Here is a 295-nt window from a genome sequence, read left to right as displayed (position 1 = left end):
GGACAATTCGCCATACCAGACGGTATTCAGGAAAGCCTGTGAGATTGGATAACTTTTTATCAACCGTGATTTTTTCTAACTGAATGACATTTGTTTTAGAATTTATCCCATGCTGTTGCACGAGTTCTTGGTAACTAGTCAGATTGGAGACAGGAAAGTCAATCTGTTCTTGTTTAGTAACTTTAGAGCCCTGCCCTTTCAGTTTTTGGATAAGACCAGCTTTTTGAAGTAAATCAAGTGACTTGCGAATGGTATCACGGCTGACTTTGTAGGTTTGGACGAGTTCATGCTCGCT

Annotated in this window: 1 protein-coding gene; it reads right to left on the bottom strand. The window is 40.3% G+C overall.

Annotation, left to right across the window (positions count from 1 at the left end):
- Positions 1–295 (bottom strand): GntR family transcriptional regulator (locus AACQ14_RS24665; protein ID WP_339366163.1); only part of this gene is annotated, 295 nt, incomplete at both ends.

The organism is Vallitalea maricola, from assembly GCF_036985595.1.
Lineage (GTDB): Bacteria > Bacillota > Clostridia > Lachnospirales > Vallitaleaceae > Vallitalea > Vallitalea maricola.
This window is presented reverse-complemented; position numbering and strand designations above follow the sequence as displayed.